Source organism: Mesorhizobium sp. M0563, from assembly GCF_040321065.1.
GTDB lineage: Bacteria > Pseudomonadota > Alphaproteobacteria > Rhizobiales > Rhizobiaceae > Mesorhizobium.
In genome coordinates, this window is record NZ_JAMYQV010000007.1 from 59,677 (window position 1) to 75,698 (window position 16,022).

Consider the following 16,022-nt stretch of genomic DNA (forward strand, 5'->3'; position numbering starts at 1 on the left):
GTCGCCCGATTTTCATTAGCCGGCTCATACCTGTTCATGGCTTTCGTTTTCAGCTATAGACGAGAAAAACGAAAATGAGAGGTTGCTAGATGTATCTGTCGCCGCGTCATTCCGAAATCATCCAGATGGCCAAAGATCATGGCCGCGTACTGGTCGAGGAGTTGGCGACGCATTTCAACGTGACGCCGCAGACGATCCGCAAGGATCTCAACGATCTCTGCGACCAGCGGCTTTTGTCCCGCATCCATGGCGGGGCATTGTTCCCGTCCGGCATCGAGAACATGGAATATGAGGCCCGGCGTAAGATCGCCGCCGAGGAGAAGGAGGCGATCGGCCGCGCGGCAGCCCGGCTGATCCCTGACAACGCCTCTCTGTTCATCAATATCGGGACCACGACGGAAGCGGTCAGCAAGTCGCTGCTCGATCATATTGGCCTGATGGTCATCACCAATAACATCAATGTTGCCAACAGAATGCGCATATATCCTTCGATCGAGGTGGTGATCGCCGGCGGTGTCGTGCGCGGTTCCGACGGCGGCGTGGTCGGCGAGGCAGCGGTCGATTTCATCAGGCAGTTCAAGGTCGATTTTGCGGTGATCGGCGCCTCGGCCATCGACCATGACGGCGCACTGCTCGACTTCGATTTTCGCGAGGTGAAGGTGGCTCAGGCGATCATCGCCAACGCGCGGCATGTGATCCTGGTGTCGGACCAGACCAAATTCGAGCGCACCGCGCCCGTCCGCATCGGCCATCTGTCGCAGGTCAACACCTTCATCACCGATCGTTGCGACATCCCGTCGGTGCGCAAGATCTGCCAGGAGGCAGAGGTTCAGCTGATCGAAACGTCGCTCTCCTAGAGATGCCGCTGCGGCATCTGCCGCCGATCATATTTCGTTTGACATTCGTTATCATTTCGAAATAATCCCGCCACGGTTTCGCAAAACTCAAAAATGCTGCAATGCGAAATCGAGGGAGGACTTCTTTGGGCGCATCACCGATCCATGACATTTTCGTCATCGGTGGCGGCATCAATGGCTGCGGCATTGCCCGCGATGCCGTTGGGCGTGGCTTTTCGGTCTTCCTTGCCGAGATGAACGATCTGGCCAGCGGAACCTCTTCCGGCTCGACCAAACTGATCCATGGCGGCTTGCGCTATCTCGAATTCTACGAATTCCGCCTGGTGCGCGAAGCGCTGATGGAACGCGAGATCCTGTGGAGGAACGCGCCGCATATCATCTGGCCGATGCGCTTCGTGCTGCCATACGCCAAGGGGCTGCGTCCGGCCTGGCTGATCCGGCTCGGGCTTTTTCTCTACGACCATATTGGCGGGCGCAAATTGCTGCCGCCGACGAAAACGCTGGACATGGCCAAGGATCCGGCCGGCAAGCCGCTGAAGCCGCTTTTTCGAAAGGCGTTCGAATATTCCGACGGTTGGGTCAACGATGCCCGGCTGGTTGTGTTGAACGCCCGTGACGCTGCCGAGCGCGGTGCAACCGTTCGAACCCGAACAAGGGTCGTCAGCGCACGCCGCGAAGGCAATCTCTGGACGGTCAGGCTTGAAAACGTGCGGACCGGCGATACCGAGGAGGTCAAGGCGCGGCTGCTGGTCAATGCCGCCGGCCCGTGGGTCGATCAGGTGCTTTCAGCCACCGTCGGCTTGAACGACGTGCACAATGTCCGCCTCGTGCAAGGCAGCCACATCGTCGTTGGCAAGAAATTCGACGACCCACGCGCCTATTTCTTTCAGAACAAGGACGGGCGCATCATTTTCGCCATCCCATACGAAGACGAGTTCACGCTCATCGGCACCACCGACCGGGACTATCCCGGCGATCCGCACGACGTCAGGATCAGTGATGCCGAGATCGACTATCTCTGCGCTGCGGCAAGCGAATATTTCGCGCAGCCGGTCAATCCGTCGGATATCGTCTGGACCTATTCCGCGGTGCGCCCGCTCTACGACGATGGCGCCTCAAAGGCGCAGGAAGCCACCCGCGACTATGTGCTGAAGGCCGATGGAGGCGAGGGTGCCGCCCCGATCGTCAACGCCTTTGGCGGCAAGATCACGACCTACCGCCGATTGTCGGAATCGATGCTCGAGAAGATCGAGGGTTTTCTCGGCAAGCGCGGCAAACCATGGACGGCAAACGCGCCGCTGCCCGGCGGTGACTTTCCCGTCACCGGCTTCGATGCCGAGGTGGCGAAACTGAAAACGGCGTACCCGTTCCTCGACGCGCGGCTGGCCCGCCGGTTGACTCGGCTCTACGGCACCCGCGCAAGGAAGCTGCTGGGCCTCGCCAAGTCGAACGTCGATCTTGGCCGCAACTTCGGCGCCGATCTCTACGAAGCCGAGGTGCGCTACCTCGTCGAAAACGAATGGGCGATGACCGCCGAGGATGTATTGTGGCGCCGGACCAAGCGCGGCCTGCGTCTCAGCCGTGAGCAGGCGGCAGTGCTCGACGAGTTCATGCGCGGAATAAGCCGGCAGCACGTAGCGGCTGCCGAATAGGGACGGCCGACTGATGCAGAAAGCCTGGGAGGAGGCATCATGCTTGAACTGAGAAACGTGACGAAGACGGTGGGTGCGGCGGAACATATCCGCGACGTCTCGCTGACGCTTCAGCACGGCTCGCTCAACGTCCTGCTCGGGCCGACGCTCTCCGGCAAGACCAGCCTGATGCGGCTGATGGCGGGCCTCGACGTGCCGACCTCCGGCTCGGTCTGGTTCGATGGCAAGGATGTCACCGGCATGCCTGTGCAAAAGCGCAACGTCGCCATGGTCTACCAGCAATTCATCAACTATCCGGCGATGACGGTCTACGAAAACATCGCCTCACCGCTGCGGGTGGCCGGCACGGATCAGGCAACGATCGACAGGGAGGTGCGCAATGCCGCCGCCCTTCTCAAACTCACGCCCTATCTCGATCGCACGCCTCTCAGTCTGTCGGGCGGCCAGCAGCAGCGCACCGCGCTGGCCCGCGCCATCGTCAAGAATGCCAGCCTCGTGCTGCTCGACGAGCCGCTCGCCAACCTAGACTACAAGCTGCGCGAAGAATTACGCGCGGAACTGCCGAAGATATTCGCGGCCGCCGGCACAATCTTCGTTTATGCCACGACCGAGCCGCACGAGGCCTTGCTGCTCGGCGGCAACACGGCGACGCTTTCCGAAGGCAGCATCACCCAGTTCGGGCCGACCATCGAAGTGTTCCGCAAGCCGGTCGATCTGGTGACGGCGAGAACCTTCGCCGATCCGCCGCTCAACACCATCGTGCTTGCCAAGAAGGGCCTGGATTTCCTGCTCGAGGGCGGCGTGAAATTGCCGGTGCCGGCCGAACTCTTCGGCATTGCCGATGCGATCTATACGATCGGCTTCCAGCCTCATCATCTTTCCCTCGATCGGCCCGACGCCGCCGCGGTGCCGGTGCGCGCAAAGGTGACGATCACCGAGATCACGGGATCGGAAAGCTTCATCCATCTCGATTTTGCCGATGCGCGCTGGGTCATGCTGACCCACGGCATTCGCGACTTCGAGCCGGACGAGGAGGTCGAGGTGTTCATCGACCCGCGCCACATCATGGTCTTCGACGAGCACGGCCGCGCCGTGGCCGCGCCGAAGCTGGCGGCTTAGGAGGAAGCGATGGCGCGCATCGATGTCAATCATATCCGCCACTCTTATCTGCAGAACCCCCGCACGGATGCCGATTTCGCGCTGAAGGAAGTGCACCACACGTTCGAGGATGGCGGCGCCTATGCGCTGCTAGGCCCGTCCGGCTGCGGCAAGACTACGCTGCTCAACATCATTTCGGGATTGCTGCATCCCTCGCACGGCCAGTTGCTGTTCAACGGCAGGGACGTGACCAATCTGTCGACCCAAGAGCGCAACATTGCCCAGGTCTTCCAGTTCCCGGTGATCTACGACACGATGACCGTCTACGACAATCTGGCGTTCCCGCTGCGCAATCGCGGCGTGCCGGAGGCCGACGTCGACCGCAAGGTGCGCGAGACGCTGGAGATGACCGGGCTGGCCGATATGGCCAAACGAAAGGCGCGCGGACTGACCGCCGATCAGAAGCAGAAAATCTCGCTCGGACGCGGGCTGGTGCGCTCCGACGTCAATGCCATCCTGTTCGACGAGCCTTTGACCGTCATCGACCCGCATATGAAATGGGTGCTGCGCTCGCAGTTGAAGCAGCTTCACCGCCGCTTCGGCTACACCATGGTCTATGTCACGCACGACCAGACTGAGGCGTTGACCTTCGCCGACAGGGTGGTCGTCATGTATGACGGCGAAATCGTGCAGATCGGCACACCGGCGGAGCTGTTCGAGCGCCCGCGCCACACCTTTGTCGGCTATTTCATCGGCTCGCCCGGCATGAATGTCATGCCGGTGGCGATCGACGGCAAGACCGCGAAGCTGGGCTCGCAGCAGATCGAACTGCCGGGCGTGCCCAAGGCGGGCGGCGGCGCCATCGAGCTCGGCATCCGTCCCGAATATGTGCGCCTGGGCAGCCAGGGCATGGCCGTCCGGGTCAGCAAGGTCGAGGACGTCGGCCGCCACAAGGTGGTCCGTGCCAATCTCGAAGGGCGCGAGATCGCCGCCATCATCGGCGAGGACGAGACAGTTCCGGCTGATCCGAAGGTGCGGTTCGACCCGGCCGGCATCAACATCTATGCCGATTCCTGGCGCGTCGAGATGGGAGCCTGAAGTGGAAAAGACCTGGAACAACAGAGCCTGGTTCCTGGTGCTGCCGGTGCTGCTGCTGGTGGCGTTCTCGGCGGTCATACCGCTGATGACGGTTGTCAATTATTCGGTGCAGGACACTTTCGGCAACAACGTCTTCTTCTGGGCCGGCACCGAGTGGTTCGAGGAACTGCTTTCCTCCAGCCGCTTCTGGCAGGCGATGATCCGCAACCTTGTCTTCTCCTTCATCATCCTGGCGATCGAAGTGCCGCTCGGCATCTTCATTGCGCTCAATATGCCGAAGAAGGGTTGGGGCGTGCCGGTCTGCCTGGTGCTGATGGCGCTGCCGCTGCTGATTCCATGGAACGTCGTCGGCACCATCTGGCAGGTGTTCGGTCGCAACGACATCGGCCTGTTCGGCTACTACGTCAATGCGCTCGGCATCGACTACAACTATGTGCAAGATCCCTACGACGCCTGGGTCACCGTCATCATTATGGACGTCTGGCATTGGACCAGCCTTGTGGTGCTGCTCTGCTATGCCGGCCTGGTCTCGATCCCGGATGCCTTCTACCAGGCTGCCAAGATCGACGGTGCCTCGCGCTGGGCGGTGTTCCGCTATATCCAGTTGCCGAAGATGAACCGGGTGCTGCTGATTGCAGTGCTGTTGCGCTTCATGGACAGCTTCATGATCTATACCGAGCCGTTCGTGGTGACCGGCGGCGGACCCGGCAACTCGACGACGTTCCTGTCCATCGACCTCGTCAAGACGGCGCTTGGCCAGTTCGATCTCGGCCCGGCGGCGGCGATGTCGCTGGTCTACTTCCTCATCGTCCTGTTGTTGTCATGGGTATTCTACACCGTGATGACCAATTACGACGCGGAGCGCTGAAATGAGCCGCACCGAAGAGAGAGCCGACAGAGTGAGCGAGACGACAGCTTCGGAAGGGCTCGTCAGCACACTGCGGCAGGACGAGATCGCACGGCTGATGCGCCGTCGCGGCGAGGAGTCGCGCTGGTGGTGGATCGTGCCGACGCTCTACATCATCGTCCTGCTTTTGCCGATCTACTGGCTCATCAATATGAGCTTCAAGACCAATGGCGAGATCGTCTCGTCGCTGACGCTCTACCCGCACGCGCCGACATTGGCGAATTACCGCACCATTTTCACTGACGCGTCCTGGTATTCGGGCTACATCAACTCGATCACCTATGTGGTTATGAACATGGTGATTTCGGTGGCCGCAGCACTGCCTGCTGCCTATGCTTTTTCGCGCTATCGCTTCCTCGGCGACAAGCATCTGTTCTTCTGGCTGCTGACCAACCGCATGGCGCCGCCGGCGGTGTTCGCGCTGCCATTCTTCCAGCTTTATTCGGCCTTCGGCCTTATCGACACCCATATCGCCGTGGCTCTGGCGCATTGCCTGTTCAACGTGCCGCTGGCGGTGTGGATCCTCGAAGGCTTCATGTCGGGGGTGCCGAAGGAGATCGATGAGACCGCCTATATCGACGGCTATTCGTTCCCGCGCTTCTTCATCAAGATCTTCATGCCGCTGATTGCGAGCGGCATCGGCGTGGCGTGCTTCTTCTGCTTCATGTTCTCGTGGGTCGAGCTGCTGATCGCCCGCACGCTGACGACCACGGACGCCAAGCCGATCGCCGCGACCATGACCCGCACCGTTTCGGCCGCCGGCATGGATTGGGGGCTGCTCGCCGCAGCCGGCGTGCTGACGCTGATTCCCGGCGCGCTCGTCATCTGGTTTGTGCGCAACTACATCGCCAAGGGCTTTGCCCTGGGGAGGGTATGATGGAGCAGGTCGACAGAAGCCCATGGTGGTGGGCCGTGCTGTTTCTCGCCCTGGTCGTCGTGGCCTGGGTGGCCCTTCAAATCGATTTCGTGGCAATAACGGTAGGCTTCAGCGATCCGGCCAATATCCGCCTGTGGGGATTTAACCTCTCGTCCAACCTCGATTTTTCGTGGATGGCCTGGACGTGGCCGACCGCGGCCTTCTTTGGAACCATCTTTCTGCTGCTTTGCGGCATGGCGGTGTGGGAATACGTCTCGCCGGGCGGCAATCCGCGCGTCGGCGTGCTGCGCTTCGAAACGACGCGCGGCGACCGCTTGTTCCTGTCGCTGCTTGGCAGTGCCTTTATCCATCTCGCTTGGCTGGGTCTAGTCGGACCCAATCTGTGGTGGGCTCTCGCTCTCTCCGTGGTCTACGCCGTCGGCGTGTTCCGCTACGTATAGAGGGGGAAACTGTTGGAACGGCGGCGTGCCGGCCGCCGATCCAGATCGCACTTTGAACTTAACAGTGGAGGAAATACATGCGACGGCAATTCTTGACATCAACAACTGCGCTTGTCCTGTTGCTCGGGGCAAGCAACGCCTATGCCGGAATGGACGAGGCCAAGGCCTTCCTGGACAAGGAAATCGGCGACCTGTCGACGCTCGACCGCGCCGGCCAGGAAGCCGAAATGCAATGGTTCATCGATGCCGCGAAACCTTTCGCCGGCATGGATATCAAGGTGGTTTCCGAAACCATCGCCACGCATCAGTATGAATCGCAGGTGCTGGCGCCGGCCTTTACAGCCATCACCGGCATCAAGGTTACGCACGACGTCACCCAGGAAGGCGACGTTGTCGAGAAGATCCAGACCCAGATGCAGACCGGCCAGAACCTCTATGACGGCTGGGTCAACGATTCCGATCTGATCGGCACGCACTGGCGCTACCAGCAGGTGCGCAACCTGACCGACTGGATGGCAGGCGACGGCAAGGATGTCACCAATCCGAATCTCGATCTGAAGGATTTCATCGGCACCTCGTTCACCACCGCGCCCGACAAGAAACTCTACCAGCTTCCTGACCAGCAGTTCGCGAACCTCTACTGGTTCCGTTACGACTGGTTCAACGACGAGAAGAACAAGGCGGACTTCAAGGCCAAATACGGCTACGACCTCGGCGTGCCGGTGAATTGGTCGGCCTATGAGGACATTGCAGCGTTCTTCACCGGGCGTGAGATCGACGGCAAGAAGGTCTACGGCCATATGGACTATGGCAAGAAGGACCCGTCGCTCGGCTGGCGGTTCACCGACGCCTGGCTGTCGATGGCCGGCAATGGCGACAAGGGCATTCCGAACGGTCTGCCCGTCGACGAATGGGGCATCAAGGTCGACGAGAATTCGCGTCCGGTCGGTTCCTGCACGGCGCGCGGCGGCGACACTAATGGTCCGGCTTCCGTCTACTCCATCCAGAAGTATCTCGATTGGCTGAAGGCCTATGCACCGGCGGAAGCCCAAGGCATGACCTTCTCCGAATCGGGGCCAGTTCCGGCGCAGGGCGCGGTTGCCCAGCAGATCTTCTGGTACACCGCCTTCACCGCCAGCATGGTCGACGCCAGCGCCAAGGCCGTGCTGAACGACGACGGCACGCCGAAGTGGCGCATGGCGCCGTCGCCGCATGGCGTCTACTGGAAGGACGGCATGAAGCTCGGCTATCAGGACGTCGGTTCCTGGACGCTGATGAAGTCGACGCCGACCGACCGCGCCAAGGCCGCCTGGCTCTACGCGCAGTTCGTCACCTCGAAGACGGTCGACGTGAAGAAGAGCCATGTCGGCCTGACCTTCATCCGCGAGAGCACGATCCACGACAAGAGCTTCACCGAACGTGCGCCAAAGCTCGGCGGCTTGATCGAGTTCTACCGCTCGCCGGCGCGCGTCCAGTGGTCGCCGACCGGCACCAACGTGCCGGACTATCCGAAGCTGGCACAGCTCTGGTGGCAGGCGATCGGCGATGCTTCGTCGGGCGCCAAGAGCCCGCAGGAAGCGATGGACTCGCTCTGCGCCGAGCAGGAAAAGGTGATGAGCCGCATCGAGAAGTCGGGCGTCCAGGGCGATATTGGCCCGAAGATGGCCGAAGAGCATGACCTCGCCTACTGGAACGCCGACGCGGTCAAGAAGGGCAATCTCGCTCCTCAGCTCAAGATCGAGAACGAGAAGGAAAAGCCGGTCACCATCAACTACGACGAGCTGGTGAAGAGCTGGCAGCAATAGGACCGTTTGATGCGGGCGTCCGCGCCCGTATCGCCATGCTCAGGGGAGGCGGCATGTTGCCGTCTCCCCTGTTTGCGTGAACGGCTCCGCGCCGTCTGGCGTCGAGACACCGTAGCACCTTTGAATTCGCTTCGACGGGAGAGAGAATGACCGGATACATCCTTGCAATCGACCAGGGGACGACATCGAGCCGGGCGATCCTGTTCGCCGACAAGATGAAGGTCGTCGGCAGCGGGCAAAAGGAATTCACTCAATATTATCCGGCCTCCGGCTGGGTCGAGCACGATCCCGAGGAGATATGGGCAAGCGTCGTGGAAACGGTGAAGGCCGCGCTGAAGACAGCTGGCCGCAACGCAGCCGAAGTCGCCGCGATCGGCATTACCAACCAGCGCGAAACCGTCGTCATCTGGGACAAAGAGACCGGCAAGCCGATCCACAACGCGATTGTCTGGCAGGACCGCCGCACCGCGCCGCTATGCCAGAAACTGAAGAAGCTGGGGCTGGAGAAGAAATTCACAAAAAAGACCGGCCTGCTACTCGATCCCTATTTCTCCGGCACCAAGATCGCCTGGATGCTGGACAAGGTGAAGGGCGCCAGAAAACGCGCCGAGAAGGGCGAACTGCTGGCCGGCACCATCGACAGTTTTCTGATTTGGCGCCTGACTGGCGGCAAGGTCCACGCCACTGACGCCACCAATGCCTCGCGCACACTGGTCTACAACATCGAACAAAATGCCTGGGACGACGAGCTGCTGGCCATTCTTGGCATACCTGCAAGAATGCTGCCGCAGGTGAAAGATTGTGCCGATGATTTTGGAATCACAGACAAAAGCCTGTTTGGTGCAGAGATCAGAATCCTCGGTGTGGCCGGCGACCAGCATGCGGCGGCGATCGGCCAGGCCTGTTTCGATCCGGGCATGATGAAATCCACCTACGGCACCGGTTGCTTCGCGCTGCTCAACACCGGCAGCGATCTGGTGCGTTCGAAGAACCGGCTTTTGACCACCATCGCCTATAGGCTGAACGGCAAGACCACCTATGCACTGGAGGGCTCGATCTTTATCGCAGGCGCCGCCGTACAATGGCTGCGCGACGGCATCAAGGTGATCGGCAAGGCCGAGCAGAGCGGCAAATTGGCGGCGGAAGCCGATCCAACGCAGAACGTCTATCTGGTGCCGGCTTTCGTCGGGCTCGGCGCACCGCACTGGGATGCCGAGGCGCGCGGCGCCATCTTCGGGCTGACCCGCAATTCGGGGCCGGCGGAATTTGCCCGCGCGGCACTGGAATCCGTTGCCTTCCAGACCCGCGACCTGCTTGACGCCATGCGAAAGGACTGGAAGGGCGCCTCGGCCAAGACCGTGCTCAGGGTCGATGGCGGCATGGTGGCGTCGGACTGGACCATGCAGCGGCTGGCCGACATTCTCGATGCGCCGGTCGACCGGCCGACAATTCTCGAGACGACGGCGCTTGGTGCGGCTTGGCTGGCCGGCTCGAAGGCGGGTGTCTGGCCGAAGGCCGCGGAATTCGCCAGGAGTTGGGCGCTCGAGCGCCGGTTCAAGCCGGACATGGATGCTTCGACACGTGCCGCCAAGCTGGCAGGTTGGCGCCACGCTGTACGCAGGACGCTCAGTACTCAATAGGCAGGGATGCCACCGGATACGCACTAATGAAACACCCGCGCCGTTTCGGGCGCGGGCCTGCAGCCTCTAATCTAATGCATGTCGCGCAAACAGCGGTTTTGCGATAGCGCGTCGCATGAGGCCGATCGAACGCGACGCGCTTTAGGACTCAGTAAGGCGACCGGCACTGCCGGCGCGGACCGTAGTTGGGCTGGTAAGTGTTGTCAGAAGCGCGATAGCTCCGATAACGGTCGTAGCACCACTGCACGTGGGCATCGCCACGATAGACACGATTCTGGCTGTTGACGATGGCGCCCGTAATCAGCGCTCCGGTGGCGAAGGCGGCCAGCGGGAACCAGTAGTCACCGTGACGGCGATAGCCGCGACGATATTCGCGATAGCCGCGATGGCCACGCCAATACATGCCATCGTCACGCGCAAAACTGCGCCGGGAGAAATCGCGACGCGAGAAATCGCGGTTGAAACTCCGGTGCCTCCGCCACGGCTCGTACTGGACGGTCTGGACATTCGAGGTGATCCCCTGGGCCGGGGGCGCATAGCTGGGCTGAGCGTTGACTGGCACGATCTCCGCGGCAGCGAATGAGATCGAAAGAGTGGTCGCCAGCAGGCCCGACATGATCCTATTCATGGTCTTCTCCTTGAAACGCATGTCCCTTATCGCGGGAAACGGGCAGGCTGCGCAAATTGTTCCGCCAAAAATCCCAAGTTGCTGATCCGCAAAGGTTCTCCCGATTTGCTGCTTGCCTTTGTCGCCATAGAGCGCGAGCTTCGGCCTTGTGCGAGAGGGAGGCAGTCCGTCAACGCCGAAGCGCTCCGCAAGGCATGATGACACTGCTGCAAAGCCCGGTGTGCGAGCCGTCTTTTTCCGGTTGACCGGCAGAGGCACTCTCCCTATGTTCCGCGCAATTTCGAGGGCGGCCTTTCTGAGCCCGCGGGAGCGCGTAGCTCAGCCGGTAGAGCAACTGACTTTTAATCAGTAGGTCATGGGTTCGAATCCCATCGCGCTCACCAAAATCCAGAGGTGTACGGCCCGGAGACATGGGTAACAGTTTGTACCTAAGAAATGGGTGACAACCTCGTGCCGAACGCATGCGGTGGCCTTAACCACCCGCCCCATCGTCCATCATCGTGCCGGTGAGCGCCTCATCGGCTCTGCTGCACAGCTGCGAATGCGGACAATCCTTCACGATAAGCGCCGGCACCACCGTGAGAACCGCTGCGGCAAGGATTTGCGGGCAAAGACCGACGGCGCTTACCTTTCTGCCGAACACGCCGGCCAGGAAAAAGTAGAGACCCTGGGCCATGCAGGCTGCCGTCAAAATGCCCAGAAGCGTGCTCGTCCCTCTTGCGAAGGGCGTTGTATAGCTGTCGGGAAAACCCAGCGTGCCGAGATCCATCGACCATTGCAGCGCCAGCACGACGCTCAATGCCGCCCAAACGAAGGCCGTCTTACGAGTGAACAGCGTCCGCTTTGGTTTGTTGCTTAGATCGGTCATGAAATCACGTCTGAATGCGCGCCGGGACATGCGCAAGCTCCCGGTCAAATCAGCGAGACACTACCGCCGGCATGGCGTTCGAGCCGGCCGGCGAGGTCGAGCTCCAGCAGCACCATGAACACTTGGGCGGGATGCAGGCCGGTGTGGCGGATGATCTCGTCGACTGCTACCGGCGTCGGGCCGAGTGCCTCGACGACGCGGTCGCGGTCATCCTCGCGCGGCGGCGGCGTTGCCGAAAAGTCGGGCGGCTCTTCAAGCGGCGATGTCCTTGGCGCCCAGGCGCCGACCAGCGGCGCGATCGCACTGGTGACATCGGCGGCCTCGGTGACAAGGGTGGCGCCGTCCTTGAGCAGGCCATTGGTGCCGGCGGCGCGCGGATCGAGCGGCGAACCGGGAACGGCGAAGACCAGTCGGCCCATCTCACCGGCAAGCCGGGCGCTGATCAGCGAGCCGGAGCGCTGTGCGGCCTCGACCACCACCAATCCCAATGCGGCGCCAGCAACAAGCCGGTTGCGGCGCGGAAAATCCTGCGCGCGCGGCTGCCAGCCAAATGGCATTTCCGAGACGATGGCGCCACCGCGCTCGGCAATCTCGTCGCACAGCCCGGCATTTTCGGGCGGGTAGGGCAAATCGAGGCCGCCGGCGAGCACACCGATCGTGCCGGTCGAAAGGCTGCCCTGGTGCGCGGCCGTATCGATGCCGCGCGCCAAGCCGGAGACGATGCCATAGCCGTCGCGGCCGAGATCCGCCGCCAGCCTCCGCGCCATCTTGATGCCGGCCAGCGAGGCGTTGCGAGCGCCGACGATGGCGACCGCGGGCAAGCGGAAAACCGCACTACTGCCCCTGACCGCGAGCAACGGCGGCGGATGGTCCATGCTCTTCATCAGCGGCGGATAATCCGCCTCGCCGATGCCGACGAAGCGGGCGCCCGCCCGCCTGGCTGCCTCCAGCTCGGCCTCGGCCTCGGCAATGGACGGAATGCGGACGATTTTTTTGGCGCCACCCGAAATCATCAGCTCCGGCAGCATCGCAAGCGCTGCTTCGGCCGAACCGAACCGGTTGATCAGGTCGCGAAAGGAAGCCGGGCCGACATTCGGCGTGCGGATCAGGCGAAGCCAGCTCAGCCGCTGCCGGTCGCTGAGGCGCGGCCCGGCGGCGGGCTCGCTCACTCCTTTGCCCCGATCTTACCCTCGGTGCCGGCAAGCAGCCGCGCAATGTTGGCGCGATGTTTCAGGATGACGATCAGGCTCATCGCCGCGAAAAGCCCGGCAATCTGCGGCGTGCTCAGGAAGTACAAGGCCACTGGCACGACGACCGCTGCCGTCAATGCCGCCCGCGAGGAGTAGCGGAACAGGAAAGCCACCGCGAGCCAGACAACGGCGAAGATCACCGCCACCTGCCAGGCAAGGCCGATCAGCACGCCGAGGTAGGTGGCGACACCCTTGCCGCCCTTGAAGCCGAGCCAGACCGGAAAGAGGTGGCCTAGAAACGCACCGAAACCGGCCCAGAGTCCGAGCTCAGGTGCAAAGCGGCCGGCGATCAGCACAGCCGCGGTGCCTTTAAGGGCGTCGAGCAGCAGGGTGGCCGCCGCCAGACCCTTGTTGCCGGTGCGCAGCACATTGGTGGCGCCGATGTTGCCGGAGCCGATGTTGCGCACGTCGCCGAGGCCGGCGGCACGGGTGATCAGCAGCCCGAAGGGGATCGAGCCGAGAAGATAGCCGAACACCAATGCCAAGACGGGACTGTAAGCCATTGTTCCCCCGAAGTTTCCTTGGCTGAACGGATTTGAAGGCGTGACGCCTGTTCCGTCCTAGGCCGAAAACACTGTGCGGCCCGCCACCATCGTTTGCAAGACCTTGCCTTGCAGCCGCGCGCCTTCGAAACAGGTGTTTTTCGAGCGCGAGCGGATGCCGCTCTCGCTGACGATCCATGGCTCGTCCAGATCGACGAGTGCAAGGTCGGCCAAAGCCCCCGGTTTCAGCGTGCCGCCGGGCAGGCTGAACAATCTTGCCGGCGCGGTGGATAAGGTCTCGACCAGCCGGAGCAGCGTCACGTCGCCATTGTGATAGAGCCGCAGCGCCGCGCCCAGCAGCGTTTCCAGCCCGATGGCGCCGGCCGCAGCATCGGCGAAGGGCAGGCGCTTGGTGTCGACGTCCTGCGGGTCGTGCGAGGAGACGATGAGGTCGATGGTGCCGTCCTTGACCGCCTCGATCATCGCCAGCCGGTCTTCCTCGGCGCGCAGCGGCGGCGTCAGCCGGAAGAAGGTGCGGTACTCGCCGACATCATTCTCGTTGAGCGACAGATTGTGGATCGACACGCCTGCTGTGACGTTGGCGCCGTCGGCTTTTGCGCGCGCTACCGCGTCTGCCGCCATAGCCGTCGAGATCTTGGCAGCGTGATAGGAGCCGCCGGTCAGGCGAGCCAGCGCGAGATCGCGCTCCAGGGGGATTGATTCGGCCTCGCGAGGAATGCCGGCAAGGCCAAGCCAGCTTGCGTAAAGGCCTTCGTTCATCACGCCGGCCGAGGCGAGATCGGCGTCCTGGGTTTCATGCGCGATGACGCCGTCGAAATCGCGCGCGTAGGTCAGCGCGCGACGCATCACCAGCGCGCTGGCGATAGAATGCCGGCCGTCGGTGAAGGCGACCGCTCCAGCCTCGCGCAATAGGCCGAATTCGGTCATCTCGCGGCCTTCCAGCCCCTTGGTGATCGCTGCCGCCGGAAAGATGTTGACGATTGCCGTGTCCTTGGCGGTGCGCAGCACAAACTCGACCAGTGCGACATTGTCGATCACCGGGTCGGTATCGGGCATCATGACGATTGAGGTGACGCCGCCCGCCGCCGCAGCAATGCTCGCCGATGCGATGGTTTCGCGGTGTTCGCCGCCCGGTTCGCCGATGAAGACACGTGCATCGATCAGGCCGGGGATGATCGCCTTACCAGCGCACTCGATGATCGTGGCGTCTTCGGGCGCGCCCTGGTTCAAGGCCGCCTTGCCGGCGGCAACGATTTTGCGCCCTTCGACGATGACGGTGCCTATCTCGTCGATGCCGCGCGATGGGTCGACGATGCGGGCGCGGCTGAAGACCGTTGTGCTCATCAGGCAACCTCGCGATTGCGGCGAGGATCGAGCAGCGCTTCCATCACCGCCATGCGCACGGCGACGCCCATCTCAACCTGTTCCTGGATAACGCTTTGCGGGCCGTCGGCGATCTCGGAGGCGATCTCGACGCCGCGGTTCATCGGGCCGGGATGCATGACCAGCGCACCCTCCTTGGCCGCTTTCAGCTTCTCGGCGTCGAGCCCGAAATAGCGGAAATATTCACGCACCGAGGGTACGAAAGCGCCTTCCATGCGTTCGCGCTGCAGGCGCAACATCATCACCACGTCGGCGTCCTTCAGACCCTCGCCCATCGAGCGGGTGACGATGACGCCCATCTTCTCGATGCCGGCGGGCAAAAGCGTCGAAGGGGCGACGACCCGTACTTGGGCACCGAGTGCGTTGAGCAGAATGATATTGGAGCGGGCCACGCGCGAATGCAGGATGTCACCGCAGATCGCCACGATCAGCTTCGACAACGGACCCTTGGCGCGGCGGATGGTCAGCGCGTCGAGCAGCGCCTGCGTTGGATGTTCATGAGCGCCGTCGCCGGCATTGACCACCGAGCAGCCGACCTTTTGAGCAAGAAGTGCCGCCGCGCCCGCCGATTGGTGGCGGATGATCAATATGTCGGGGCGCATGGCGTTCAGCGTCATCGCGGTATCGATCAGCGTCTCGCCCTTCTTCACCGACGAGCTTGCCACCGACATGTTCATGACGTCGGCGCCGAGCCGTTTGCCGGCCAGCTCGAACGACGATTGCGTACGGGTCGAGGCTTCGTAGAAGAGATTGATCTGGGTGCGGCCGCGCAGCGTCGATGTCTTCTTGTCCGATTGCCGCGAGATGGCAACGGCGCGGTCCGCCCGGTCGAGCAGAAGCTCGATGTCGGCGGGGGAAAGATCGCGGATGCCTAGAAGATGGCGGTGGGGATAAAGTGGAAGGGACGATGCGTCAGTCATCTCAAGTCGCTGCTATAGGGGGGAGGCTCCGCGGCTGCAAGCACCGGCTTGGGATTGGATCGGTTCTCCCCGGTATTTTCGTCGCGCGCCGCCGGC

Annotated in this window: 15 protein-coding genes and 1 tRNA gene; 10 read left to right on the plus strand and 6 right to left on the minus strand. The window is 62.3% G+C overall.

Going from position 1 to position 16,022, the window contains the following annotated elements; translation table 11 throughout:
* Positions 1–89: 89 nt before the first annotated feature.
* From NKI50_RS11785 to glpK, 9 genes are all read left to right on the plus strand, one after another.
* Positions 90–857: a DeoR/GlpR family DNA-binding transcription regulator gene (locus NKI50_RS11785; RefSeq protein WP_023717776.1), complete on the plus strand. Its 768-nt coding sequence runs from the start codon at positions 90–92 to the stop codon at positions 855–857.
* A 125-nt stretch (positions 858–982) separates the two neighbouring features.
* The gene (gene glpD / locus NKI50_RS11790) at positions 983–2,509 is read left to right on the plus strand and encodes a glycerol-3-phosphate dehydrogenase (protein ID WP_023717775.1); all 1,527 of its coding nucleotides are present in this window, start codon (positions 983–985) and stop codon (positions 2,507–2,509) included.
* A gap of 39 nt (positions 2,510–2,548) precedes the next feature.
* The gene (locus tag NKI50_RS11795) at positions 2,549–3,628 is read left to right on the plus strand and encodes an ABC transporter ATP-binding protein (RefSeq protein WP_352482266.1); all 1,080 of its coding nucleotides are present in this window, start codon (positions 2,549–2,551) and stop codon (positions 3,626–3,628) included.
* A gap of 9 nt (positions 3,629–3,637) precedes the next feature.
* Positions 3,638–4,705: an ABC transporter ATP-binding protein gene (locus tag NKI50_RS11800; RefSeq protein WP_023717773.1), complete on the plus strand. Its 1,068-nt coding sequence runs from the start codon at positions 3,638–3,640 to the stop codon at positions 4,703–4,705.
* Between the two features lies 1 nt (position 4,706).
* Positions 4,707–5,573 (plus strand): carbohydrate ABC transporter permease, encoded by an 867-nt coding sequence (locus NKI50_RS11805; protein WP_352642119.1) that lies wholly within the window; start codon positions 4,707–4,709, stop codon positions 5,571–5,573.
* A gap of 1 nt (position 5,574) precedes the next feature.
* Entirely contained in the window at positions 5,575–6,489 is a 915-nt protein-coding gene (locus tag NKI50_RS11810; protein ID WP_352642121.1) for a carbohydrate ABC transporter permease, read from the plus strand.
* A 173-nt stretch (positions 6,490–6,662) separates the two neighbouring features.
* The gene (locus NKI50_RS11815) at positions 6,663–6,929 is read left to right on the plus strand and encodes a DUF2160 domain-containing protein (RefSeq protein WP_031193610.1); all 267 of its coding nucleotides are present in this window, start codon (positions 6,663–6,665) and stop codon (positions 6,927–6,929) included.
* Between the two features lie 77 nt (positions 6,930–7,006).
* The gene (locus NKI50_RS11820; protein ID WP_023717770.1) at positions 7,007–8,734 is read left to right on the plus strand and encodes an ABC transporter substrate-binding protein; all 1,728 of its coding nucleotides are present in this window, start codon (positions 7,007–7,009) and stop codon (positions 8,732–8,734) included.
* 146 nt (positions 8,735–8,880) lie between these two features.
* Positions 8,881–10,374, plus strand: a complete 1,494-nt coding sequence (gene glpK, locus NKI50_RS11825) for a glycerol kinase GlpK (RefSeq protein ID WP_023717769.1) — start codon at positions 8,881–8,883, stop codon at positions 10,372–10,374.
* Between the two features lie 148 nt (positions 10,375–10,522).
* Here the strand turns inward: glpK and NKI50_RS11830 are convergent, their stop codons facing one another.
* Positions 10,523–11,002, minus strand: coding sequence for a BA14K family protein (locus tag NKI50_RS11830; protein ID WP_023717768.1), 480 nt, complete (start codon positions 11,000–11,002; stop codon positions 10,523–10,525).
* Between the two features lie 307 nt (positions 11,003–11,309).
* Here NKI50_RS11830 and NKI50_RS11835 point away from each other — a divergent pair.
* Positions 11,310–11,385, plus strand: a tRNA-Lys gene (locus NKI50_RS11835).
* 89 nt (positions 11,386–11,474) lie between these two features.
* Here the strand turns inward: NKI50_RS11835 and NKI50_RS11840 are convergent.
* Genes NKI50_RS11840 through NKI50_RS11860 form a run of 5 tightly spaced genes read right to left on the minus strand, consistent with a single transcriptional unit; the run spans position 11,475 to position 15,926 of the window.
* The gene (locus tag NKI50_RS11840) at positions 11,475–11,870 is read right to left on the minus strand and encodes a hypothetical protein (RefSeq protein WP_352642124.1); all 396 of its coding nucleotides are present in this window, start codon (positions 11,868–11,870) and stop codon (positions 11,475–11,477) included.
* Between the two features lie 44 nt (positions 11,871–11,914).
* Complete coding sequence (gene dprA / locus NKI50_RS11845) at positions 11,915–13,039, minus strand: DNA-processing protein DprA (protein ID WP_352716602.1); 1,125 nt, start codon at positions 13,037–13,039, stop codon at positions 11,915–11,917.
* Positions 13,036–13,623 carry a glycerol-3-phosphate 1-O-acyltransferase PlsY gene (gene plsY, locus NKI50_RS11850; protein WP_352716604.1) on the minus strand — a complete coding sequence of 196 codons (588 nt, stop codon included), beginning with the start codon at positions 13,621–13,623 and terminating at the stop codon, positions 13,036–13,038. Before plsY ends, dprA begins: the two co-directional genes overlap by 4 nt.
* Before the next feature lie 57 nt (positions 13,624–13,680).
* Positions 13,681–14,967, minus strand: coding sequence for a dihydroorotase (locus NKI50_RS11855; RefSeq protein ID WP_352716606.1), 1,287 nt, complete (start codon positions 14,965–14,967; stop codon positions 13,681–13,683).
* A complete protein-coding gene (locus tag NKI50_RS11860) occupies positions 14,967–15,926 on the minus strand; it encodes an aspartate carbamoyltransferase catalytic subunit (RefSeq protein ID WP_352643323.1) in 960 nt (319 codons plus the stop codon). The genes NKI50_RS11855 and NKI50_RS11860 overlap by 1 nt, the downstream gene beginning before the upstream one ends.
* Positions 15,927–16,022 lie beyond the last annotated feature (96 nt).

Bases quoted from the DNA above. Each gene is read 5' to 3' on its own strand.
- NKI50_RS11785 (WP_023717776.1), top strand. From the start codon at position 90: ATGTATCTGTCGCCGCGTCATTCCGAAATCATCCAGATGGCCAAAGAT.
- NKI50_RS11795 (WP_352482266.1), top strand. From the start codon at position 2,549: ATGCTTGAACTGAGAAACGTGACGAAGACGGTGGGTGCGGCGGAACAT.
- NKI50_RS11800 (WP_023717773.1), top strand. From the start codon at position 3,638: ATGGCGCGCATCGATGTCAATCATATCCGCCACTCTTATCTGCAGAAC.
- NKI50_RS11810 (WP_352642121.1), top strand. From the start codon at position 5,575: ATGAGCCGCACCGAAGAGAGAGCCGACAGAGTGAGCGAGACGACAGCT.
- NKI50_RS11815 (WP_031193610.1), top strand. From the start codon at position 6,663: ATGGCCTGGACGTGGCCGACCGCGGCCTTCTTTGGAACCATCTTTCTG.
- NKI50_RS11820 (WP_023717770.1), top strand. From the start codon at position 7,007: ATGCGACGGCAATTCTTGACATCAACAACTGCGCTTGTCCTGTTGCTC.
- glpK (WP_023717769.1), top strand. From the start codon at position 8,881: ATGACCGGATACATCCTTGCAATCGACCAGGGGACGACATCGAGCCGG.
- NKI50_RS11830 (WP_023717768.1), bottom strand. From the start codon at position 11,002: ATGAATAGGATCATGTCGGGCCTGCTGGCGACCACTCTTTCGATCTCA.
- NKI50_RS11840 (WP_352642124.1), bottom strand. From the start codon at position 11,870: ATGACCGATCTAAGCAACAAACCAAAGCGGACGCTGTTCACTCGTAAG.
- plsY (WP_352716604.1), bottom strand. From the start codon at position 13,623: ATGGCTTACAGTCCCGTCTTGGCATTGGTGTTCGGCTATCTTCTCGGC.
- NKI50_RS11855 (WP_352716606.1), bottom strand. From the start codon at position 14,967: ATGAGCACAACGGTCTTCAGCCGCGCCCGCATCGTCGACCCATCGCGC.
- NKI50_RS11860 (WP_352643323.1), bottom strand. From the start codon at position 15,926: ATGACTGACGCATCGTCCCTTCCACTTTATCCCCACCGCCATCTTCTA.